This is a genomic window from Nonomuraea sp. NPDC049269 (genome assembly GCF_043197155.1).
In the GTDB taxonomy this organism is placed as follows: domain Bacteria; phylum Actinomycetota; class Actinomycetes; order Streptosporangiales; family Streptosporangiaceae; genus Nonomuraea.
On the sequence record NZ_JBICSO010000014.1, the window covers coordinates 194,112 to 213,835 of the forward strand.

At 69.0% G+C, this 19,724-nt stretch carries 21 protein-coding genes; 6 read left to right on the top strand and 15 right to left on the bottom strand.

Annotation, left to right across the window (positions count from 1 at the left end; all coding sequences use genetic code 11):
* Positions 1 to 14 precede the first annotated feature (14 nt).
* Together ACGFNP_RS56730 and ACGFNP_RS56735 are read right to left on the bottom strand one after the other, a co-directional pair.
* On the bottom strand, positions 15 to 1,940 hold the full coding sequence (locus ACGFNP_RS56730) for an ABC transporter ATP-binding protein (protein ID WP_358332792.1): 1,926 nt from the start codon (positions 1,938 to 1,940) through the stop codon (positions 15 to 17).
* A gap of 138 nt (positions 1,941 to 2,078) precedes the next feature.
* Positions 2,079 to 2,204, bottom strand: coding sequence for a hypothetical protein (locus ACGFNP_RS56735; protein ID WP_358332795.1), 126 nt, complete (start codon positions 2,202 to 2,204; stop codon positions 2,079 to 2,081).
* A 238-nt stretch (positions 2,205 to 2,442) separates the two neighbouring features.
* Here ACGFNP_RS56735 and ACGFNP_RS56740 point away from each other — a divergent pair, with 238 nt between their 5' ends.
* Positions 2,443 to 3,366 (top strand): LuxR C-terminal-related transcriptional regulator, encoded by a 924-nt coding sequence (locus tag ACGFNP_RS56740; RefSeq protein WP_393332885.1) that lies wholly within the window; start codon positions 2,443 to 2,445, stop codon positions 3,364 to 3,366.
* Between the two features lie 69 nt (positions 3,367 to 3,435).
* The gene (lexA, locus tag ACGFNP_RS56745) at positions 3,436 to 4,095 is read left to right on the top strand and encodes a transcriptional repressor LexA (protein WP_393332888.1); all 660 of its coding nucleotides are present in this window, start codon (positions 3,436 to 3,438) and stop codon (positions 4,093 to 4,095) included.
* A gap of 68 nt (positions 4,096 to 4,163) precedes the next feature.
* Here lexA and ACGFNP_RS56750 read toward each other — a convergent pair whose 3' ends face one another.
* The 8 genes from ACGFNP_RS56750 to ACGFNP_RS56785 all read right to left on the bottom strand — a co-directional run bounded on the left by ACGFNP_RS56750 (position 4,164) and on the right by ACGFNP_RS56785 (position 11,417).
* Positions 4,164 to 4,478, bottom strand: coding sequence for a hypothetical protein (locus ACGFNP_RS56750; RefSeq protein WP_358332807.1), 315 nt, complete (start codon positions 4,476 to 4,478; stop codon positions 4,164 to 4,166).
* A gap of 73 nt (positions 4,479 to 4,551) precedes the next feature.
* Complete coding sequence (locus ACGFNP_RS56755; protein ID WP_358332810.1) at positions 4,552 to 5,643, bottom strand: ABC transporter ATP-binding protein; 1,092 nt, start codon at positions 5,641 to 5,643, stop codon at positions 4,552 to 4,554.
* Positions 5,640 to 7,328, bottom strand: coding sequence for an iron ABC transporter permease (locus ACGFNP_RS56760; protein ID WP_358332813.1), 1,689 nt, complete (start codon positions 7,326 to 7,328; stop codon positions 5,640 to 5,642). The genes ACGFNP_RS56755 and ACGFNP_RS56760 overlap by 4 nt, the downstream gene beginning before the upstream one ends.
* Entirely contained in the window at positions 7,325 to 8,368 is a 1,044-nt protein-coding gene (locus ACGFNP_RS56765; RefSeq protein WP_393332893.1) for an ABC transporter substrate-binding protein, read from the bottom strand. Before ACGFNP_RS56765 ends, ACGFNP_RS56760 begins: the two co-directional genes overlap by 4 nt.
* A 105-nt stretch (positions 8,369 to 8,473) precedes the next feature.
* Positions 8,474 to 9,148, bottom strand: a complete 675-nt coding sequence (locus ACGFNP_RS56770) for a response regulator transcription factor (RefSeq protein WP_358332819.1) — start codon at positions 9,146 to 9,148, stop codon at positions 8,474 to 8,476.
* Positions 9,145 to 10,056, bottom strand: a complete 912-nt coding sequence (locus ACGFNP_RS56775; protein ID WP_358332822.1) for a HAMP domain-containing sensor histidine kinase — start codon at positions 10,054 to 10,056, stop codon at positions 9,145 to 9,147. The genes ACGFNP_RS56770 and ACGFNP_RS56775 overlap by 4 nt, the downstream gene beginning before the upstream one ends.
* Before the next feature lie 126 nt (positions 10,057 to 10,182).
* Positions 10,183 to 10,797 carry an MSMEG_1061 family FMN-dependent PPOX-type flavoprotein gene (locus ACGFNP_RS56780; RefSeq protein WP_393332897.1) on the bottom strand — a complete coding sequence of 205 codons (615 nt, stop codon included), beginning with the start codon at positions 10,795 to 10,797 and terminating at the stop codon, positions 10,183 to 10,185.
* Positions 10,794 to 11,417 carry a TetR/AcrR family transcriptional regulator C-terminal domain-containing protein gene (locus ACGFNP_RS56785; protein ID WP_358332828.1) on the bottom strand — a complete coding sequence of 208 codons (624 nt, stop codon included), beginning with the start codon at positions 11,415 to 11,417 and terminating at the stop codon, positions 10,794 to 10,796. Before ACGFNP_RS56785 ends, ACGFNP_RS56780 begins: the two co-directional genes overlap by 4 nt.
* Positions 11,418 to 11,795: 378 nt before the next feature.
* Here ACGFNP_RS56785 and ACGFNP_RS56790 point away from each other — a divergent pair, with 378 nt between their 5' ends.
* Complete coding sequence (locus ACGFNP_RS56790) at positions 11,796 to 12,713, top strand: hypothetical protein (RefSeq protein WP_393332901.1); 918 nt, start codon at positions 11,796 to 11,798, stop codon at positions 12,711 to 12,713.
* 59 nt (positions 12,714 to 12,772) lie between these two features.
* On the opposite strand, the gene ACGFNP_RS56795 is transcribed toward ACGFNP_RS56790, so the two are convergent.
* Complete coding sequence (locus tag ACGFNP_RS56795; protein ID WP_393332904.1) at positions 12,773 to 13,711, bottom strand: SMP-30/gluconolactonase/LRE family protein; 939 nt, start codon at positions 13,709 to 13,711, stop codon at positions 12,773 to 12,775.
* Between the two features lie 225 nt (positions 13,712 to 13,936).
* Between ACGFNP_RS56795 and ACGFNP_RS56800 the strand changes: the two genes are divergently transcribed.
* On the top strand, positions 13,937 to 14,326 hold the full coding sequence (locus ACGFNP_RS56800; RefSeq protein WP_358332840.1) for a peptidase inhibitor family I36 protein: 390 nt from the start codon (positions 13,937 to 13,939) through the stop codon (positions 14,324 to 14,326).
* A gap of 111 nt (positions 14,327 to 14,437) precedes the next feature.
* Here ACGFNP_RS56800 and ACGFNP_RS56805 read toward each other — a convergent pair whose 3' ends face one another.
* Positions 14,438 to 14,803 carry a hypothetical protein gene (locus ACGFNP_RS56805; RefSeq protein WP_358332843.1) on the bottom strand — a complete coding sequence of 122 codons (366 nt, stop codon included), beginning with the start codon at positions 14,801 to 14,803 and terminating at the stop codon, positions 14,438 to 14,440.
* Positions 14,804 to 14,907: 104 nt separating this feature from the next.
* Complete coding sequence (locus ACGFNP_RS56810; RefSeq protein ID WP_358332846.1) at positions 14,908 to 15,111, bottom strand: heavy metal-associated domain-containing protein; 204 nt, start codon at positions 15,109 to 15,111, stop codon at positions 14,908 to 14,910.
* 81 nt (positions 15,112 to 15,192) lie between these two features.
* Between ACGFNP_RS56810 and ACGFNP_RS56815 the strand changes: the two genes are divergently transcribed.
* Together ACGFNP_RS56815 and ACGFNP_RS56820 are read left to right on the top strand one after the other, a co-directional pair.
* Positions 15,193 to 16,353: an FAD-dependent oxidoreductase gene (locus tag ACGFNP_RS56815; RefSeq protein WP_358332849.1), complete on the top strand. Its 1,161-nt coding sequence runs from the start codon at positions 15,193 to 15,195 to the stop codon at positions 16,351 to 16,353.
* A 159-nt stretch (positions 16,354 to 16,512) separates the two neighbouring features.
* Positions 16,513 to 16,788: a cupin domain-containing protein gene (locus tag ACGFNP_RS56820; protein WP_358332851.1), complete on the top strand. Its 276-nt coding sequence runs from the start codon at positions 16,513 to 16,515 to the stop codon at positions 16,786 to 16,788.
* Positions 16,789 to 16,898: 110 nt separating this feature from the next.
* Here the strand turns inward: ACGFNP_RS56820 and ACGFNP_RS56825 are convergent, their stop codons facing one another.
* Positions 16,899 to 18,782: a hypothetical protein gene (locus ACGFNP_RS56825; protein ID WP_358332853.1), complete on the bottom strand. Its 1,884-nt coding sequence runs from the start codon at positions 18,780 to 18,782 to the stop codon at positions 16,899 to 16,901.
* On the bottom strand, positions 18,779 to 19,690 hold the full coding sequence (locus ACGFNP_RS56830) for a TIGR02996 domain-containing protein (RefSeq protein ID WP_358332856.1): 912 nt from the start codon (positions 19,688 to 19,690) through the stop codon (positions 18,779 to 18,781). The genes ACGFNP_RS56825 and ACGFNP_RS56830 overlap by 4 nt, the downstream gene beginning before the upstream one ends.
* Positions 19,691 to 19,724: the final 34 nt, after the last annotated feature.

A 19,724-nucleotide genomic window follows, 5' to 3' on the forward strand; every position in this document is an offset into this window, starting at 1 on the left:
TCCCGGATGTGGGGCTACCTGCCGGCCGACCGGGTGCTGGGCGTGGCCGTGCGGAGGCTGTCCTCGGGCCCGTCGTCCCCAGACCCGTCGTCCTCGGACCCGTCATACCCAGGCCCGTCGTCCCCTGACGCGGAGCCGCGCTCGTAGCCGCTGGACTGCAGGGTGAACAGGCGGGCGTACTCGCCGCCCGCCGCCATGAGCTCGTCGTGCGTGCCGCGTTCGACGATCCGCCCGTCGCTGAGCACCACGATGAGGTCGGCGTCCCGTACGGTGCCGAGCCGGTGCGAGATGAGCACGCTCGTCCGGTCGCCGCGGTAGCGCCGCAGGCTGCTGTGCACCTCGTGCTCCGCCTCGGCGTCCAGACCCGAGCTGGGCTCGTCCAGGATGAGCAGGTCCTGGCGCCACCGCATGAAGGCGCGGGCCAGGGCCAGGCGCTGCCACTGCCCGCCGGACAGGGCGACCCCGGCCTGGTCGTCGCGGTCGCCGAAGACGCGGCTGAGCATGGTGTCGTACCCGCGCGGCAGTGCGGTGATCGCCTCGTGGACGCCCGCCTGGCGGGCCGAGTCGTGGACGCGGTCATGGTCGTCGGCGGCGGTCAGGTCGCCCAGCTTGATGTTCTCGGCGGCGGTGAGGTCGTAGTCCATGTAGTCCTGGAACACCGCGCCGATCCGCCCGCGCAGCTCGTCCGGGCTCGCGTCGCGCAGGTCCACCCCGTCCCAGCTGATCTGCCCCCGGACCGGGTCGTACAGCCGGCACAGCAGTTTGACCAGCGTGCTCTTGCCCGCACCGTTCACCCCGACGAGGGCGACCGTATGCCCGGACGGGATGAACAGGTCCACCCCGCGCAGGATCCAGGGGTGCTCCTCGCTGTAGCGGAACCACACGTCGCGCAGTTCGATCCCGTCGCGCAACCCGGGCAGCGGGGTGGGTTCGGCCGGAACGGGCAGGTCGGGCTCGGCGTCGGTCACGGCCGTGTAGTGGCCGAACATCAGCAGGGCGTTGTGGGCGTCCGCCCACTGGCTGACGATCGCCGTCAGCGCCATCTGCACCCCGGCCACGGCCGCGACGAACACCGTCACGTCGCCCACCGTGATGCCTCCGGAGGCGGCGCTGAGGATGGCCCACAGCAGCCCTCCGGCCGCCACGACGCTGCCGAGCAGCGCCATCATGCCCTGGCTGCGCAGTGTGCGGCGATCGACGTCCCGTTCGGCGCGGTTGACGCCGCTCACCTCGTCGAGCATCCGCGTGCGCAGGTAGTCGCCCAGGCCGAACAGCCGCACCTCCTTGGCCGCCTCCGGCCTGGTGAGCAGGTCGCCGAAGAACACCTGGCGGCGCATGGCGGGGGTTATCTGCCACATCACCTCGGCCCGCTCCCGGCTGAGCATGAGCTGGACGCGTACCGAGGGCAGCGCGGCGACGACGATGACGGCCACCATGAGCGGGCTGACGGCGAACAGCGTGACGACGAACCCCGACAAGGTGATGAGTGCCTGGCCGATCGCCAGCGCGCCGACGACCAGCCGGTCCGGTGCGTTGTGGCTCGACTCGTACGCCAGCCGGAGGGTGTCGTGGAAGGCCGGGTTCTCGAAACGGCTGAGTCCCGGATGGCGGTTGACGGCCCGGAACAGCCGGTCGTAGATGAGCAGGCGCAGCGATCTACGCAGTAGCGCCTGTACGTACACCGACACGTGCGGCAGCACGATGACCGCCAGGCCCGCCAGGGCGAGGCCGCCGCCCAGCGGCACCAGGGCGGCGGCACCCTCGCCCCTGGCCAGCGCGTCGAGCACCAGCTTCGTCAGCCAGGCGGTCGCGACCGGCGCCGCGCCGGCGAAGACGCCCAGGACCGCCGCGGCGACGGTCGCCGCCGGATGGGCCGTCCAGGCGAGGGCCGCGGCGACCCGGACCCGCCTGAGCGTGGAGTCCGCCATGAGGTAGGACATCAGCGTCCTTTACGGTTCAGCGGAGCGCAGCTGCGATCCCACGGAGAAATGCCAGGAGCACGGCGCTAGCCAAGGACCCGTCCGGCCGGCGCCGTGCTCCCTCTGCCATCAGTGATGCTCAAACCTGGGCATCCACCGTCACAGGTGGCAGTACTTGGTACCGGAGTAGAGGCAGCACGTCATGCGGAGGATGGGGTCCCACCAGCAGGGTTCGGCTCGGGCGGTGGTGGAGGGCAGGAGCCGGTCGAGCAGACGGTCACTCATCCTGTTGAGAGCACGGAACATAGAAGGTCCTCCTCTTGGTGCGGACCGGCTGGTGGGGTTGCCGGTGATAGCCGACATAGGCGATATGGGTGATCATCCCTGCCGACAGCAGGACAATAACGACTGACGATCAACGGGCGTAAGCATGCGGGACTGACAGCAAACTGCATGACTGTGCAGTTTGCTGCCAATCCGCAGGCATACCGCGTCGGCCCCTGTTGCACTATTCGGAGCCCACATGAGCCTCAGTAGTCTCGGATTGACCGCGCTCGACGAGACCGTGTACCGCGCCCTCTTATGCGGCGATGAGGCGAGCCCCGACCTGGTGGGCACAAGCGCGGCGCTGGAGCGGCTGGTGGCGCTGGAACTCGTACGGCTGGAGCCGGACGGCCGGCCCGTCGCCGTCGACCCGGAGATCGGGATCGACCGCCTGATCAGGCGACGCCTGCTGGAGACGAGCGCGGAGCAGCGCCGCATCGCGGACGCCTGGAAGGCGCTGCACCTGCTGAGCGCGCAACGCCACGGGCCCGACCGTACGGTCACGATCGAGCGGATCGACGGCATCGACCAGATCGACGAGCGGATCTGGTCCCTGGCGCTCGACGCGCGAGAGGTGCTGACCGTGCAGTCCGATCGGCGGCGTCCCCGCCCGGACATGCTGCCCGCCTACCTTCACCGGCTCGGCGAGGGCGTCCGGTGGCGCACCATCATCTCCCGGAAGAGCCTGGCCGACCCGGAGCTGATGGAGTACAGCCTCACGCTGCATCGGGCCGGCGACCACCATCGGCTCGTCGACGACGCCGGGCAGCAGATGGTGATCGTGGACCGTTCGGTGGCCTTCGTCCCCACCACGCCGGACGACTGCACCCAGAGCGCCCTGATGATCTCCCAGGCGGGGGCCGTCGCGACGATGGTGGACCTGTTCGAGCGGGTGTGGACGCACGCAGTGGACCTCGAACCCCACCCCGCCTCCAGCCTCACCCCCAGAGAGCGGCAGGTGCTGCACCTGCTGTCCAGCGTCGACAAGGACGAGATCGCGGCCAGGGAGATGGGCGTGAGCCTGCGGACCTACCGGCGGCACGTGGCCGACCTGTTCGACCGGCTCGGCGCCGCGAACCGCTTCCAGGCCGCGCTGCTCGCCAAACAGCAGGGCTGGATCTGATAGACGGCTGCTGACTCGCCGGGCCTGGACCTCTCCGCGGTGGGTGCCGGCGCCCTTAGCATTTCGCACGTGACCACCTACGACGATACTGACGCGTTCGAGTACCTGGACTTCTCGGCCCTGCCGCCGCGCCAGCAGCGGATCCTGGCCACGATCCGAGACTGGGTGGTCAGGTACGGGTACCCACCGAGCACCCGCGAGATCGGCCGCGCGGTCGGGCTGCGGTCGTCCTCGTCGGTGTCGAAACACCTGAAGAGCCTGGAGGAGAAGGGATTCCTCCGCCGGAGCACGACGATGACCCGGCCGATCGACGTGCGGCTGTTCCTGCGGGCCTCGGCACCCGAACCGGCCGGTGACGTGGTGACCGTGCCCGTGGTCGGAGACATCGCCGCGGGCAGTCCCATCCCAGCCGACGAGCACCTGGACGGCACGCTGACCCTGCCCCGCGAGCTCACCGGCCGCGGCAATCTGTTCGGCCTCCGCGTACGGGGCGACTCGATGATCGAGGCCGCGATCTGCGACGGCGACATCGTCGTGGTACGGCAGCAACCCGAGGCGCACTCAGGCCAGATCGTCGCCGCGATGATCGACGGTGAGGCCACCGTCAAGGTGTATCGCCGACGCGACGGACACGTCCATCTCGAACCGCGCAATCCCGCCTACGACATCATCGACGGCGACGACGCCGCGGTGCTGGGCATCGTCGTCTCGGTCCTGCGCAGCGTCTGAACACCGCGCCGCGCTGCCCCGGAAGCGAGATCAGCGCGGCGCGTTCTTACCTCACCCCAGCCGGCGCCCTACTTGGACACGTCCTCGCAGCGGACCGTGACCAGCGCGAAGAACACATGCGTTTTCGCGTTTTGGGAGACCACCGACTCGAACACCGAGCACTCCGTGAACCCATTGTTGAGCGCGTTCTGCCTGGCGGCGGCCTCGGCGTCGGCGAGCGCGATGTCCTCGTCGAGGTTCTTGGCGAATCCGTCGAACAGCGCGCCGATCTGGGCGTTGGCGAAGGCGGGCAGCGCGGTGACGGCGGCGCCGGCGACGACGCCGGAACCGGCCAGCGTCGCGGCAGCCAGCGCGACCAGCAGTTTCTTCGTCAGGTACGTCATGGGATCTCCCCGTGGTTCGATTGATGGGCCACGCCCGATAGGCGTTCCATCCCGTTCCATCGGTCACCGGAGATCAGGACTTGACCAGCGCGTACGCCCGCGCCGGATCGATCCCCACGGTCACGTTCGTGCCCTCGGCCAGCAGGCACTGCGGGTCGGGTCCCGGTACGGTCACCGCCAATGTGCCGGCGCCGGTCTCGACCTCGTAGTCCACGCTGTGCCCGTGGAACGTGGCCCGCAGCACGGAGCCGATCCCGCCCTCCGGCGCTGCGGTGAGCGAGAGGGTCTCCGGCCGGACCATGAGGTAGGTGGCGGCGTTCGCCCGCACCTCGGGGTGGGCCGCGACCGTCAGGTCCCGCCCCAGCGCGGTGACCGCCGCGCTGCCCGCCTCGACACGCGCCGGGACGACCTCGATGAAGTTGGCCCGGCCGATGAAGTCCGCCACGAACACGGTCGCCGGCCGGAAATAGATGTCGGCCGGACTGGCGACCTGCTCGATCCGGCCCTTGTTCATGACCACGACCCGGTCGGACATGGTCATCGCCTCGTCCTGGTCGTGTGTGACGTACAGGCCGGTGATGCCGAGCCGGCGCTGGATGCGGCGGATCTCGGCGCGCATGGCGCCGCGCAGCTTCGCGTCCAGGTTCGACAGCGGCTCGTCGAACAGCAGCACCTCGGGCTGGACGACGAGCGCGCGGGCGAGCGCCACGCGCTGTTGCTGCCCGCCGGACAGCTCGTGCGGGCTGCGGTGTTCCAGGCCGACGAGGTTCATGCTGGTGAGCGCGATGCGGAGGGCGGAGTCCGTCTCGTCCTTGCCTTGGCGGCGGGTCCGCAGGCCATAGGTGATGTTCTCGCTCACGGTCAGATGGGGGAACAGGGCGTAGCTCTGGAACACCATGGCCATCGGGCGGCGCTGCGGCGGCAGGTCGTCGATGGTGTCGCCGTCGAGCCGTACGTGCCCGCTGGACGCCTCCTCCAGGCCGGCCACGATCCGCAACGTCGTGGTCTTGCCGCAGCCGGAGGGCCCGAGCAGCGTGATGAACTCACCGGGCGCCACGTCGAGCGAGACCGAGTCGACCGCGACGACCGGCTCCCTCCCTTGGGTGGTGAACGCCTTGGTCAGCTGGTCGAGGCAGAGCCAGCCGCGCCGGGTGTCGTCCGTCATCGTTCGTACCTTCCTGAGACGCGGTGAAGGGTGGCGGTGCGGCCGACGAGCAGCCGGATGATCCCGAAACCGGCAAGTACGAGCGCCGTCAGCACCGTGCAGTAGGCGAAGGCGACGCCGTAGCGGCCGGTGTTCGCGGCGCTGAGGATCTGTGATGTGATGATGTGCGTGCCGGGGGTGACGAGCAGGATGATGGTCGACAGGGAGGTCATGCAGCGCGCGAAGCCGTAGCCGAGCCCGGTCAGCAGGGCCGGCCGGATCAGTGGCAGCGTGATCGTGCGGAACGTCCGCAACGGCCCGGCGCCCAGGCCCTTCGACGCCTCCTCCAGGCTCGGGTCCAGCTGCGACAGCGCCGCCGTGCCCGTACGCAACCCGGCCGGCACGGACCGGACGACGTACGCGAGCACGATCGCGACCGCTCCGCCGGCCACCGCGCTCCCGCCCACGAGGCCCGGCAGCACCTCCAGGTCCCCGACGTAGCGGCTGGGCCGGTAGGCCAGCAGGTAGCCGATGCCGAGCACGGTCCCCGGCACGGCGACGCCCAGCGTGCCGGCGAAGTCCAGCCAGCCGCCGGAGCGCGGCAACTGCCGGACCGCGAGCCAGGCGATGAGCAGGCCGAAGACGCCCGCGATCGGGGTGGCGATCGCGGCCAGCAGGGTCGTGTCCGTCAACGCCTCCTGGCCCACACCGAACAGCACCTCACGCAGGTGGGTGAAGGTGAGCGAGTGATCCACGCCGAACACGCGCGTGACACCGCCCACGATCACCGTCCCATAGAGGGCCACGATGACCAGGGAGACGAGCACGGCCAGCGCCAGCACGGGCCAGCGGGCCCAGGTCGTGATCAGGTGCACGGTGCCGGACGGCCTGCCGGTGACCGTGGTGCGGACCTTGCGGCTCAGCCAGTACCGCTGCGCGACGAACACCCCGATGGAGGGCACCAACAGGATCAGGCTGTAGACGGAGGCGCTGGTGGTGTCGTACTCGCCGGTGACGGCCAGGTAGGCGCGGCTGGCCAGCACCGTGTAGTCGCCGCTCACGACGAGCGGGTTGGCCAGGTCGGCGATGGCCTCCACGAACAGCAGCAGGAACGGGCCGGCGAGCCCCGGCGCCAGCAGCGGCAGCATCACCGTGCGGAAGACCCGCCACCGTGCGGCGCCGAGGGTCATGGCGGCCTCTTCCATGGCCGGATCCAGGCTGCGCATCATGCCCAGCAGGCCCAGGTACGCGACGGGGAACAGCGACAGCGACAGGACGAACACCAGCCCGTCGAGCCCGTAGATGTCGTACTCGAGGCCGAACAGCTCGTGCGTCACCAGCCCGCGCCGGCCGAACAGCACGATGGTGGCCGTGGCCACCGCGAAGGGCGGGCTCACCACCGGCATGAGCGCGATGAGGTGCAGCACCTTCTTGCCCGGCACGTCCAGCCGGGCCTGTACGAAGGCGAACAGAAAGCCGATCGCGGTGCCGGCCAGGCCGACCAGCACGCCCAGGACCAGCGTGTTCCACAAGATCCGCAGGTCGACCGAGGAGGTGAAGAACTCCACGTAGCGCGGCCAGGCCTCCGGCGACAGCGCGGTCCCCAGCACCGCGCCGACCGGGAAGACGCTGCCGACCAGGACCAGCGCGACGCAGGCGACGATCGCGACCAGCACGCTCGCCTCGCGGCGACGCCGACGCGTCATGACCGCGGCGCCTTCGCGACCTCGGAGTCGAACCGCCGGGTGAGCTCCAGCTTGTGCTCCCCCGCGGCGGTGCTGTCGTAGTCGATCAGCTTCAGCGCCGCCAGGTCGGCGCTCTTGTCCGACCGCTTGGCCCTCGGGTTGGTCGGCACCTGGTACGACCGCACGCTCGGCCCGATCTCCTGGGCCGCCGGAGTGAGCGCCCAGTCGATGTACTTCTTCGCGCTGACGGGATCGTGCGCCCCCTTGATCAGCGCGACCCCGCCCACCTCATAGCCCGTACCTTCGGCGGGGAAGGTGACCCGCAGATCGGGGAATCCCTGCTCCATGGTCGCCACGCAGTCATGGGAGAAGACGACGCCCACGCCGACCTCGCCCCTGGCGACCTGCTGCGCGGGGGCGACGCCGGACTTGCTGTACTGCAGGACGTTCGGGTGCAGCCGCTTCATGTACGCCAGCGCCTGGTCGACGTTCCCGCCGTGGAGCGCGACCTGCGTCCACAGCGTCGTGTACGCGGTGCCCGACGTGGACGGATGCGCCATACCGACGTCCTGTTTGAGCGCCGGATCCAGCAGGCTCTGCCACGACTCGGGAGCCTTCAACCGCTTCTCCGCGAGCACCTTGGTGTTGGCGCAGAAGCCCAGGACGCCGACGTACACGCCGGTCCAGCTGCCGTCGCCGGCCTTGTACCTGCCGGGGATGACGGCCGCGTTCGGCGAGACGTATTTCTCCAGGAGGCCGTGCCCGGCCGCGGCGGCGTACCCGTCGGCGGGGCCGCCGTGCCAGACGTCGAACTCGGGATCGGACTTACCGGCCTGGATCCTGGCCAGCGTCTCGCCGCTGGACAGGCGGACGAACTCGGACTTGATACCGGTGGCGGCGGTGAACGCGCTCGTCATCGCCGCGCACCACTCCTCCGTGGCGCCGCAGACGACCACGACCTTGCCGGTGTCGGCGGTCACCGTGCCGGCCGCGCGGGCGCACCCTGACAGCACGAGCGCGCCGGCGAGGAGCAGGGATGGGGAAAGGTACCGAGGAACCATGGTCGACCACCTCTTGTGGGCCGAGGGCTACCGTGCACCGAACGTAAGCCGCGCGACGGGAGGCCCCGGTAACGCGCCCGTGAGCGTTGGTGACGACGTCGTCACCTACGGATCGGGCATGAGGTACCCGACGTTGCGCACGGTCTGCACGTAATGCGCGGCATCGAGCGTGGCCAGCCGGGACCGCAGCCGGTACACCCCCGTCTTGACCACGTCGCGACCACCCCACACGTCGGAGGCGCCCCACACCGTGCGGAGGAGCGCCTGCCACGGTTGCGGGGTGCCCCGATGCTCCGCGAGATGGGCGAGCAGCCTGAACTCGGTGTACGGCAGCTCCAGCCGCCGCCCGGAGATCGTGACCGTGTGCCGGTCCAGGTTGATGACCAGGTCGCCGACCCGCAGCACCGCCTCCTCCCCACCCCGGCGGCGGCGGACCAGCGCCTTCGCCCGCAGCGCGAGCTCACGGGGGTGGAACGGCTTGGTCACGTAGTCGTCCGCGCCCCGCTCCAGCCCGGCGATGACGTCCTCCTGCTGGCCGAGTGCGCTGAGCAGCATGATCGGGACGTCGGACCTGGCGCGGATCCGCTCACAGAGCGTGAGCCCGTCGAGTGCGGGCATGAGCACGTCGAGCACCACCAGGTCGACCTCGCACGTACGCAGGATGTTCAGGGCGGTCGCGCCGTCGTGCGCGGTGTGGACGGTGAAGCCCTGGGTGGCCAGGGCGAATTCCACGATGATGGTCATCTGCAGTTCGTCGTCCACGACGAGCGCTGTGCTCACCGCGGCTCCTTCCGCGCCGGCAGGGTGAACAGGAACGTGGTGCCGAGCATCGAGGTGGTGTCCACCATGATGGACCCGCCGTGCAGCTCGACGATCGCCTTGGTGATGACCAGCCCCAGCCCGGTCCCGTCGGCCAGCGGCCGGCCCGTGACGAACCGGTGGAACAGCCGCTGCCGCTGGTCCTTGGTCATTCCCGCGCCGTCGTCGGTGACGTACACCGCGATCCCCGTGTCGATGGCCATCACTCGTACGTCGATGCTGCCACCCATACTGGTGAACCGGCTGGCGTTCGACAGCAAATTGGTCAGCGCCTGAGCGGTCAACGTCGGATCGGCCGGGATGGGCCGCGTGACTTGAGGAGTGTCCAGGCTGATCCGCTGCCCCCGCTCCGCGCACAGCGGCCGCATGGCGGTCACCACGTCACGGGCGACCACCGAGACGTCCACCGGCTCCAGGCGCGGGGTGAAGAGGCCCGCCTCGATCTTGGCCTGGGTGAGCAGACTCTCGCACAGGTTGATGACCTGCGCGCACTGCCGGTCCACGATCGCGATGAACCGCTTCTGCGCCGGCGTCAGCGGCCCCGGACTCTCCTCGCCGAGCAGGTCCACAGCACCCTTGATCATGCTGAGCGGGGTACGCAGCTCGTGGCTGAGCGCCGTCACCTGCTCGGCCCGCCGCTCGACCAGCTCACCCAGCCGGTCCAGCTCGACCCGCTGCGTCGCCACCACGAGACGCAACCCGGCCACGGCCAGCCCCGCCCCTCCAGCCATCCCGGCCACCGCCGCCACCACCGGCCAGGCCCCGGCCAGCACCGCACCGACCGCACCCGAAACACCGAGCAGACCGCACAGCAAGGGCAGTCGCGGCGACCGCACCACCACCCGGTGCGCCCACCCGGCAAGTCCCATCGGGAACCACCCCTCCCCGCTGCGTCGGCATCAGGATGACCTTCCGAAACGCCTGGCGAAAGGGGCGTCGTGTGATCGGGTCCGCGCTGGGCTTCGGCCCTGCTCTGCCGAGCGCACGGAAATGGCTCAGTACGGGTCGCGGCCCGCGCGGTTGAGTACGGCGTCGAACATCGCAGCCGGGAGTTTCAGTCCGGATTGGCTGCGGGCTATTTTCCCCGCGCTCGGCACCTCTCCGCGCTCCGGCCAGTTGTCCGTATCCCACAGCGACGAGCGGACAAAGGCCCGGCTGCAATGCAGGAACAGTTCCTCGACGCGCACCTCCACCGCCAGTTGGGGCGTTACTCCCTGGATGGTCATCCTCTCCAGGTAAGGAGCTTCGGCGACTATTCGAGCGCGGCCGTTGACCCGCACGGTGTCCCCCGATCCGGGCACGAGGAACAGCATTCCGACGTGCGGGCGTTGGAGGATGTTTTCGAGGCTGTCCAGGCGGCGGTTGCCTTTTCGGTCGGCGAATGCCAGGGTGCGGTCGTCGAGCACCAGGACGCTTCCCGGTGGGTCGCCGCGGGGTGAGACGTCGCTGGTTCCGTCCTCTGCCGAGGTCGCCAGCAGGAAGAACGGGCTCAGTTCGATGAAGCGCCGCGACTCGGCGTCGATGTGGTCGATGCCCTTCTCCGCGATGACGCGCAGCGGCCGTTTCACGTATTCGCGTAATTCCGCGACTGTGCCGATTATCTTCGTCATACTTTCTCCTGGTCTTGAGCCGCCGCGAGCCGCAGGCGTACGCCGTCGAGAAAGAGCTCCAGGCCGTACGCGAAACGCTCCTCGGGGTCGGCCTTGATCACGCCGTCCATCGCGCGGTGCAGTTCCGTGTCGGCCAGTCCCGTTCCGCGCTGCTCCCAGTCACCGGCGGCGAGCTGGGCCTGCTCCTCGATCGTGTGACCGAGCACGTAGTACATGGCCGTGAAGATGACCCAGCCGGCCCGGTCGAGCGGGAAGCCCGCGTCGGTGAGGATTCGGGCGGCTTGCTGGCCGCCCCGCACGGTATTCGGCTCCACCACGTACGTGCCGGCGACCACGCGGGCGCCGTCACGGTGCGCGAGCAGGGCGCGGCGCGTGCGGTGAGCGATCTCCGCCAGTTGCGCGTCCCAGGGGCCAGGGGTGAGCGGGGTTTCGGTGATCTCGCCGACGATCCGGTCGGCCATGGCGCCGAGCAGCGCCTCTTTGTTCTTGAAGTGCCAGTAGATGCCGCCGGCCTGCACTCCGAGCCGGGCGCCCAGCTTGCGCATGGTCAGCCCGTCGAGACCGTCGGTGTCGAGGAGGGCCAGGGCCCCGGTCACCACGTCCGCACGCTTCAACTGCATGCGTTGAGTGTCGCAGCAAACCTGAACAACGTTCAATCTTGAACGGCGTTTAAGTGAGCGACATCACACTCGGCTCAGCCCACACCTACCGGGCCGAGCTGGGCACGAGATCGCGTGGCTCTACGGCGTGGCCCGCAGGACGATCTCGGCCGAGCGCGGAATCCGAACCAGCCGCCCGGCTCGCCCCCCGTAGCTCTATCGTTTGCGGCAGCATGATCGAATCGTTGAGGAGTGGGAGGCGCGCTTGGTCGTTTTCGTATGTGCGGGGTGTGGTGCCGTTTTGACCGCGAGGGTGTCGCAGGTCGCGCTTCCCGACCACGCCGACCAGAAGTACGGCCATGACCTGCTCCCCGCGCTGGGGGACCCGGAACCTACACGGTGCGATCCGAACCCTCCGGACCGCCGTGGCGGGTATGGGACGAGGTCGGTGCGGACGAGGCGGAAGCCCGTGGCGTGTACCTGCAGGTGTATTCCCTGTCGTACGGGCCCCCGGGAATGGTCGGGGTCACGCCGGGTGATGTCCGCGGAACTGCCCTCATCCGGGAGCGGTGTGACGGCCTCTGCTGCGGCCTGGACGAACGGAACGGTTCCAACCTGGCGTGCGTGAAGTGCGGGCTGGCCGTGGCGACCCGCATTGACGACTGCGGACGCTGGCAGGTGGTGTGGCTGGATCCACGCGCCGTGCGTCCGGTCAGCGTCGAAGGCCGGGCTCGCACGCTGGTCGGCTGGGAGGAACTGCGGGCGGCTTATCCGGACACGCCGCCCGTTGAGCAGCCCGGGTGGTGGAGCCCACGGTGGGAGGCGTCGGTCGCGGCGGCGTTGGCACACCTGCTGGCGGTCTCCGGCGGCCAGCGGATCGCCGTCCCTGACGGACCGGTCGCCGAGGCGTTTCGCAAGGCGCTCGACACCCTGCTCCCTCCGGGCCCATCGGCACGGGACCTCGTCCTGGCTGGGCCTGGGCTGTCCGTCGCGATCGCGGACATCGCCCTGGTGCCGCGGCATCCGCAGACCGGTGAGTCATGGCCGTGCGGCGCGAGAACGGTGGTGCCGCTGGCCACTGACGTGTGGATGTACATGGCCTTCAATGACGATCGGCGTCTTGTACCAGCGGCGGAAAGGATGCCCGACATTGTCCGCCGCGACGATCCGCCACCGCTGCTGCCGTGGAGGCCCTTTCGACCCGATGTAGATGTGTTTCTCCGCACGCTGGCACGGTTACCGGCAGCTCGTGAGCCGTGGTTACGCGCGATCTACGACCAGGTGGAAGATCACCGGTACAGCTTGCCGTGCTTCTAGGACTCGCCGCGCTACTGCTGGGCGCCCGGGCGGAGATCGAGGGGATCACCCGACGTCAATCACCGCTCAGGGTCAGAGATGGCGACGGCTGTGTACGGGGTGGTGGGGGTGGGCTTGGTGTCGAAGCGGGCGTTGGGGAGGTACAGGCGAGCACCGTAGGCTGCCACGGTCGCCGGTACGTCGAAGCGGCGATCACTCACCCGCCGTACGACGCGGCCGTCGGTTCCCGCCGCGTTCAGCCGCAGGACGGTCACGGCGTTGAGCCGGTTCTGCACCGCGTACAACGTCCGGCCGCGCAGCAACAGGCCGTCGCCTTCCCGCAATGACTCGCCGTGCAGGTTCACCCGGCGGGTCGCGCCGGACCAGTCGACGCGGAACAGTCGGCCGGTGTTCGACTGGACGACGATCAGGCCCCGGCCGTCGGGCGTGGGCGTGATGCCGTTGGCGTTGAAGCCGTCGCCGTACACCAGATCCCCGGTGAGGGGGATCCGCTGCGCGGCGGCAGGTAGCTGCCGGCCGCGCAGCGGCAGCTTGTAGAGCACCGGGTTGGTGGAGTCGGTGAACCACGCGGTGCCGTTGGTGAGGATGACGTCGTTGACGAACGCCTTGCCGGTGGCCAGTCGGTAGGAGGCCAGTACCCGGCCGGTGTGGGAGTCGAGGATTCGCGCGTCACCACCCGTGCCGCCTGCCACGAACAGCCGTCCGCCCGGGTCTATCTTCATCCCGAGGGCCGGTGTGCCGGGCCCGCGACTGATGATCGCGCCGCGTCCGGTACGCAGGTCGGCGCGGTAGATGGAGCCGTCGGCCATGGAGCCGATGAAGGCGAACGGGCCGGGGCCGATCGCGATGCCCTCGGGCTGGAAGCCCTCGGGCAACGAAATCGAGGTCGGGAATTTCCCGGGCCGCCGGTGCACCGTCGCTCCGGCGGAACCGCTCATGGCGATGGCCAGTCCGAGTGCGGTGAGAATCGCACCAAGGCCGCTGATCGATCGCATCATCTGATGCCTTGGCGTGGTCGTCTCGTCGTCATGCGCCCAGCCTCGACGATGAGCGATCGATGAGTCCAACACATGGTTGTCATCGGCAACGATCGTGCATCACGATTGATCTATGAAGCTCCAGCAGCTGGCTTACGGCTGCCGTTCGACTGGGCTGGTGGCGCGTTGTGGGATCACCTGTCATGATCTTTGGCGAATTACACTCAGCCGAAAATGAGGTCATCCATGAAAAGAACGACGGTGCGCAGGGCCGGTGTCGTGGCGCTGGCCCTGACCAGCCTGATGGCAGTGGGCGCCACCGCGCAGGCCGACGCCCAGCGGCTCGCCAGCTGCGGCGCAGGCGCCAGCTTCTGCCTGTTCGAGCACGACGACTACGCCGGTGCCCGACAGGATTTCCTCTTCACCTCCCCCTCCGGTGGGTGCGCCAATGCTGGACCGCTGAACAACAAGGCCAGCTCCATGAGGAATCCTTCGAGCCGCCGGATTCAGTTCTACAACAGCGCCAACTGCGCGGGTTCCTACGGCTACGCGGCCGCCCCGAGGTCGTCGGACAGCGATCTGACGAACAACGACTTCGACAACCTGACGAGCTCCGTGAAGAGTGTCAGCCCGTAGCGTCTCCTGATCACGGGTGATCTGGTGTGGCCGATCCCGTCCCTTCGTGACTTGATGGAGCTATTTGTCCCTGTCGGTAGCTGGTTACGATCTTGGTCGGTTTCGGCCCTATCAGAATGACAGTGTGCTGCGGCGGCACCGGGCGCGGCTGCTGTTCGAGATGCTGTACGGCCAGCCGTACGGACCACGGACGTCGGCCGGCGTCACACCTTGCAATTGAACTCGTCCGCCGGGGTCGCGGGGGACGAGCAGCCCTCCGACAGCACGGTCACGTTCACGAGAGGTGCCCAGGATGGTGATGACGCCCTCGGGCGCGTAGGCGGTGATCTGGGTGCCGTCGCTGCTGACGTCGAACCGGGGGCACAGCACCGTACCGCAGCCGACCGCAGAGCCGGCGCCGAAGCCACTGCCGGTGATGGTGACCCCGGTACCCGCCGCGCGTCCGATCGAGCCGAAGTAGTCGCCTCCGATGCGCACACCTTCTCTCCTTCGGGTGAACGGACACCTGCTGAGTCGCACGAATCTACTAATAAGCATCGTAGTCGGGCGCCCGGCAGGCATCCGTTCATCCAAGGGGACGGTCAGACGGCGGTCAGCTCGTAGCCCGCCTCTTCGACGGCGTCACGGAGAAGGGCCTCCTCGGCGGACCCGGCCACGGTGACCGTGCCGCTGGTCAGGTCGACCTCGACCCCGGTGACCCCGTCCACCTTGGCGAGCTCCGTCTGCACCTTGCCCGCGCATCCGCCGCAGGTCATCCCGCTCACCTTGTACGTGCTACTGCTCATGGCATCTCCTCTTATATCCGAGAACTTAACCCCCGAGGGGTATTTTGCACCATATACCCCCCATCGGTATAGTCCGGGACCATGGGAACCTTGAACACCATCGCCGTCGTCGGTGCCTCCCTGGCCGGGCTCCGCGCCGTACAGACGCTCAGGCGAGAAGGCTTCACCGGCGACATCACCCTGATCGGCGCCGAACACCACCTGCCCTACAACCGCCCGCCCCTGTCCAAGAGCATGCTGCGGGGCGACGACGAGATCACCCTGCCCGGCGCCGACGACCTCGGCGACGAGTGGCTCAAGGGCCGCCAGGCAGTACGCTTGAACGCCGCCGACCAGCACCTCACCCTCGACGACGGCTCACGGATCCGCTATGACGGCCTGGTCATCGCCACCGGCGCCCGCCCCCGCCGCCTGCCCCACCACCCCGACGGCGTCCACACCCTGCGCACCCTCGAAGACGCCCTCACGCTGCGCGCCGCACTGGCCGCCGGCCCTCAGCGCGTGGTCGTCATCGGCGGCGGCTTCATCGGCGGCGAGGTCGCCTCCACGGCCCGCACGCTCGGCCTGAACGTCACCCTCGTCGACGCCGCCCCGTACCCCATGGCCAAGGTCCTGGGCACCGAAGCGGCCCGCTGGCTCGCCCGCCACCACCAGGACCACGGCGTCGAACTGATCAGCGACACCCGCGTCACCGGCCTCGAGCCCGACGGCGTGCGCTTGACCAGCGGCCGAACGCTCTCAGCGGACCTGACCATCGCCGGCGCGGGCGTCACCCCGAACACCGGCTGGCTGGAGGGCAGCGGCCTTACACTGAATGACGGCGTCGTCTGCGACGAGACCCTGTTCGCCGCCGACAACGTGGTCGCGGCCGGCGACGTGGCCCGCTGGCCGCACACCCTGTTCGGCGGCGAACTCATCCGTGTCGAGCACTGGGCCAACGCCAACGACCAGGGCGCCCTCGCCGCCCTCAACCTGCTGACCGGCCGTGAGAACGCCAAGCCGTACGCCGACCTGCCCTCCTTCGCCACCCACATCCACGGCGCCCGCATCCAGACCGCCGGCTTGCCCCACCTGGCAGACACCTCACGCATCGTCGCGGGATCCCCCGAAGAGGACCGCTTCGCGATCGCCTTCGCCAGGAACGGCGTCCTGGTCGGCGCCGTCGCCGTGAACGCGCCCAAGGACCTCATCCGCGTCAAGCGCGCCATCATCGCCGGAGACCACCTGGACGCACTCACCTGAGCAAGGTCCGATCTACGATCGCGGACAGCATGAGACGGACCGCGGACAGAGGGTGGGACCGAGATGTTCATTCGTCGAGTGGGAAACGTCCCTTGCAACGAAAGAGGTGACGGCCAGATTTCGCACCTGTTGCTCGGCCTTCCCGGAGAAGACACGCCGATGTCGGTGACGATCGTCCACGCCGACCCCGGCAGCCGCCAGGATGAGCACGTCCACCCGGACAGCACCCAGGTCTACGTCGTCATGGCCGGCACCGGGCACATGCTCGTCGGCGACGAAGAGTCCGAGGTGACCCCCGGGACGATGATCCGTATCCCGCCGGGCACGAAGCACGCCATTCGCAACACCGGTGAAGAGCGGTTGACCTATGTGTCGGCGACCGTTCCGCCGTTTCCCGTCCAGGTCGAAGGCACCACCTGGCGTCCCGCCGGCTGACGAACGATGGGAGATGCCAGACGGAGTCGGCACTTTCCGGGGCGTACGAGCATGCACCGAGCGCGGTCGGAACCGCTCGCGATCAGTCGCGGCAGTCGGTCCTCGCCGCTTCAGTCGTCCTCGTCATCCCAGTCGTCATCCTCGTCGTCCCACAGGTCGCTGGGCGGCAGCGGATGCTCATCGTCGATGAGCGAGTCATCCACCGAGCGTCGCCAGGCGTGGCTCTCGTCCGGGTCGGCCCAGTCCTCCTCGGTGATCCTCGGGATGGGGATGACGGCCCGCCGGTGGTCGACCATCCAGGAGTTGCGGAAGAAGTCGAACGTGAGGTGGTAACAGCCGGCGGACTCGGTGTAGATGATGGGCGGGACGAGGAACTGCGCCACGCCGACCTTGGCCGCGACGACCACATAGTCCTCGGGGATGGATTCGTCGTTCCAGCAGGCGGCGAAGTTCACCGGCTGGAGTGCGCCCTTGCCGAGCACGTGGATGAGGTTGTCCTGGATGACGAACTGGTCCGGGTCGAGGGCCACGTCCTCGCCGAGCATGAGGATCGGCGCGGGCATGATGTGCGCCTTGGCGAAGGACTGCGCGTCGGTGTAGAGCTCGATGATCTCGTCGTGGCGTGTGGGGTCGTAGCCTCCGGAGGAGTGGAACGGGCAGCAGATCCCGCGGTTGGGCCGCTCCGGCTCGGGGAAGAACGCGGACTTGTCCACCCGCGTCATGGCGGACCCGTTCTGCCTGGCCCGCAGGAACTCGGGGATCCAGTCGGCGTTGTCGGACTCGATCACCTCTGTCTGGCAGAGCGCCCGGAACGCGGCGTCGCCGACCTTGCAGTTGAAGTAGTCGAGAAGGGTGAGCGCGGCGCACTCCGCCAGCGACAACGCGTCGGTCTTGGCGAACCAGAAGTCGTAGCCGTTGGCCACGAAGTGCGCCCCGCGGAACTCCTTGTGTACGAAGGTCTCGCGGGTGGGGCCCCTCCCCCAGCCGTTCCAGTGGGCGGCCGCCACCTGGTTGTAGTAGGCGTCGGCGTGCCGGGCCAGCTCCGGCGCGAACACACTCTCACCGGTCAGGTAGCAGGCCTTGCTGAACAGCTCACCGATCTCCGGCGCCTCGGTGACCTCGTCAGCGGTGAAGATGAGTTCGGTACGCAGGAACACCTTGCGGCCGTCACGGTAGGGGGCGCCCTCGTGCTCGTACCGCTGATCGAAGATCACGCACGTGAAGGCGCCGATCTCAGTGAGCGCGGCGCCGCCGACCAGGTCCAGGGCGGGCGACCCCGTACCGCCGGTCAGGTACAGCAGCAGCGTGTACCGGGAGATGTGCCGCCGCGACGCGTCGTAGTACGGCGTGTCCCGATGCCGGTGGAAGTTCTCATCACCGGGCTCGAACCGGTTGCACCGGAACACCGGGTTCACGTGCGAGAACCCCTCCGCCACCGTCGGTGGCAACGCGTCGGCCACCGCCGCGGTCAACGCCTCGGCCAGCAGCGCCGAGTGGAAGATGAATCGTTCACCACCCCGGGACACGGCGTTCAGCGGCGGCACGTACAGCTTCAACTCGTCCAGCTGCGCCAACCGTGCCTGGGCGGCCGCCGGCAACCGCAGCGAGAACGAGAACACCCCCTCCGCGTGCTCTGCCCACCCGGCCGGCTCCGCCTCCAACGGCACGCCCTCGAACAGGCGGTCCAGCGGGACGATGTTCTCGAACGTGCGAAACGACAGCTCGTGCGGATCCACGAACACCGCCGCCAGATACGGTGCGTCCGCGCTGGGCCGGGCGAACAGTTCCCGCACCCGCTCGTCGATTCGCTCGGCGTCGATGAACCGCACCGCCTTGAACCGAGCCGACGGATGCCATGAGATGTCCAGTCCGTCCACAGTCGCGGCCGGCTCGGCGTCGGTCGCGTCCACCTCCGCCCGATACCGGGCGGCCTCCTCGGCGGGTGCCTCCCGGGTCGACAGGATGAAGAAACGATCCCGAAGTTCGATGCTCACATGGCCCTCCACAAGCTGCGCAGCCCCGACCGAAGATTCGTGGCGTGCGCCAGTTTCCGCACGCCGTCCTGGCCTACATCGGAGTCGTACAACCACAGCCGCTCGAGGGACCCGGCGAACGGGGCGGCGAGCAGGGCCTCCGCTCCCGCCTCGCCGAGGTCGTTGTACCGCAGATCGAGCTCGGTCAGCTGCGGAAACCGACGCAGGGAACGCACGCCCTCGGCGGTCACCCTGTTGCGTTGCAGGTGCAGGCGGCGTAGTCCGCCCAGGTGCGGGGACGCCGCGAGGGCCGCCAGACCGGCGTCGCCGACCCGGCAATACCGCAGTCGCAGCGCCCGCAGCCGATCCGTGCGGAGCGAGGTGGCGAGGATTTCGGCGCCGTCGGGACCAAGATCTAGATAGGAGAGGTCGAGTTCGACGAGTCGCCCGGCATCCAGTCCGTCGAGTGCCTTCATGTCCAGACGCCCAGGACTTTCGGCCCCCGGGCCGCCTTCCCCCTCGTCGTCCCAGTCCTCATCGTCGTCCCAGTCCTCGTCATCGGCCGTCCCGTTCGGCGTGATTCTCAGCGTGGTGACGAACCGGCCGCGCAGCACCTGCTCCAGGACAGCGCGGACGTCATCCGACCACTCGACGGCCACCTCGGAGGCGAAACCGTACCGGCGCGCCAGCACCCGCGCCGTCGCCGGCAATGCGTCGTCCCATCCGCCCTCGTGCTCCGCGATGAAGTCCGCGATCTCACCCTCCACGGCCGGGCGATCAGCGGGGCGGGTGCGTGCCAGGCGCTGCTCAAGACGGATCAGCGTGCCTCTGGCGTCGCCCTGCTCCAGCAGCCGGTCGCTATAGGCCAGCCACAAGGCGAGGTCGTCGGGATGAGCCCGTAACGCGTCTTCGACTTCGGTCCCCTGCATCCGTCCGAATGTACGGAGATCGGCCGACGTGTCA

What these genes read in the sequence shown, in the direction of transcription:
- ACGFNP_RS56755 (WP_358332810.1), bottom strand. Translation starts at nt 5,643, where the DNA reads ATGACGGACGACACCCGGCGCGGCTGGCTCTGCCTCGACCAGCTGACC.
- ACGFNP_RS56750 (WP_358332807.1), bottom strand. Translation starts at nt 4,478, where the DNA reads ATGACGTACCTGACGAAGAAACTGCTGGTCGCGCTGGCTGCCGCGACG.
- ACGFNP_RS56785 (WP_358332828.1), bottom strand. Translation starts at nt 11,417, where the DNA reads ATGCAGTTGAAGCGTGCGGACGTGGTGACCGGGGCCCTGGCCCTCCTC.
- ACGFNP_RS56780 (WP_393332897.1), bottom strand. Translation starts at nt 10,797, where the DNA reads ATGACGAAGATAATCGGCACAGTCGCGGAATTACGCGAATACGTGAAA.
- ACGFNP_RS56775 (WP_358332822.1), bottom strand. Translation starts at nt 10,056, where the DNA reads ATGGGACTTGCCGGGTGGGCGCACCGGGTGGTGGTGCGGTCGCCGCGA.
- ACGFNP_RS56730 (WP_358332792.1), bottom strand. Translation starts at nt 1,940, where the DNA reads ATGTCCTACCTCATGGCGGACTCCACGCTCAGGCGGGTCCGGGTCGCC.
- ACGFNP_RS56800 (WP_358332840.1), top strand. Translation starts at nt 13,937, where the DNA reads ATGAAAAGAACGACGGTGCGCAGGGCCGGTGTCGTGGCGCTGGCCCTG.
- ACGFNP_RS56760 (WP_358332813.1), bottom strand. Translation starts at nt 7,328, where the DNA reads ATGACGCGTCGGCGTCGCCGCGAGGCGAGCGTGCTGGTCGCGATCGTC.
- ACGFNP_RS56830 (WP_358332856.1), bottom strand. Translation starts at nt 19,690, where the DNA reads ATGCAGGGGACCGAAGTCGAAGACGCGTTACGGGCTCATCCCGACGAC.
- ACGFNP_RS56735 (WP_358332795.1), bottom strand. Translation starts at nt 2,204, where the DNA reads ATGAGTGACCGTCTGCTCGACCGGCTCCTGCCCTCCACCACCGCCCGA.
- ACGFNP_RS56740 (WP_393332885.1), top strand. Translation starts at nt 2,443, where the DNA reads ATGAGCCTCAGTAGTCTCGGATTGACCGCGCTCGACGAGACCGTGTAC.
- ACGFNP_RS56765 (WP_393332893.1), bottom strand. Translation starts at nt 8,368, where the DNA reads ATGGTTCCTCGGTACCTTTCCCCATCCCTGCTCCTCGCCGGCGCGCTC.
- ACGFNP_RS56810 (WP_358332846.1), bottom strand. Translation starts at nt 15,111, where the DNA reads ATGAGCAGTAGCACGTACAAGGTGAGCGGGATGACCTGCGGCGGATGC.
- ACGFNP_RS56815 (WP_358332849.1), top strand. Translation starts at nt 15,193, where the DNA reads ATGGGAACCTTGAACACCATCGCCGTCGTCGGTGCCTCCCTGGCCGGG.
- ACGFNP_RS56795 (WP_393332904.1), bottom strand. Translation starts at nt 13,711, where the DNA reads ATGATGCGATCGATCAGCGGCCTTGGTGCGATTCTCACCGCACTCGGA.
- ACGFNP_RS56820 (WP_358332851.1), top strand. Translation starts at nt 16,513, where the DNA reads ATGTCGGTGACGATCGTCCACGCCGACCCCGGCAGCCGCCAGGATGAG.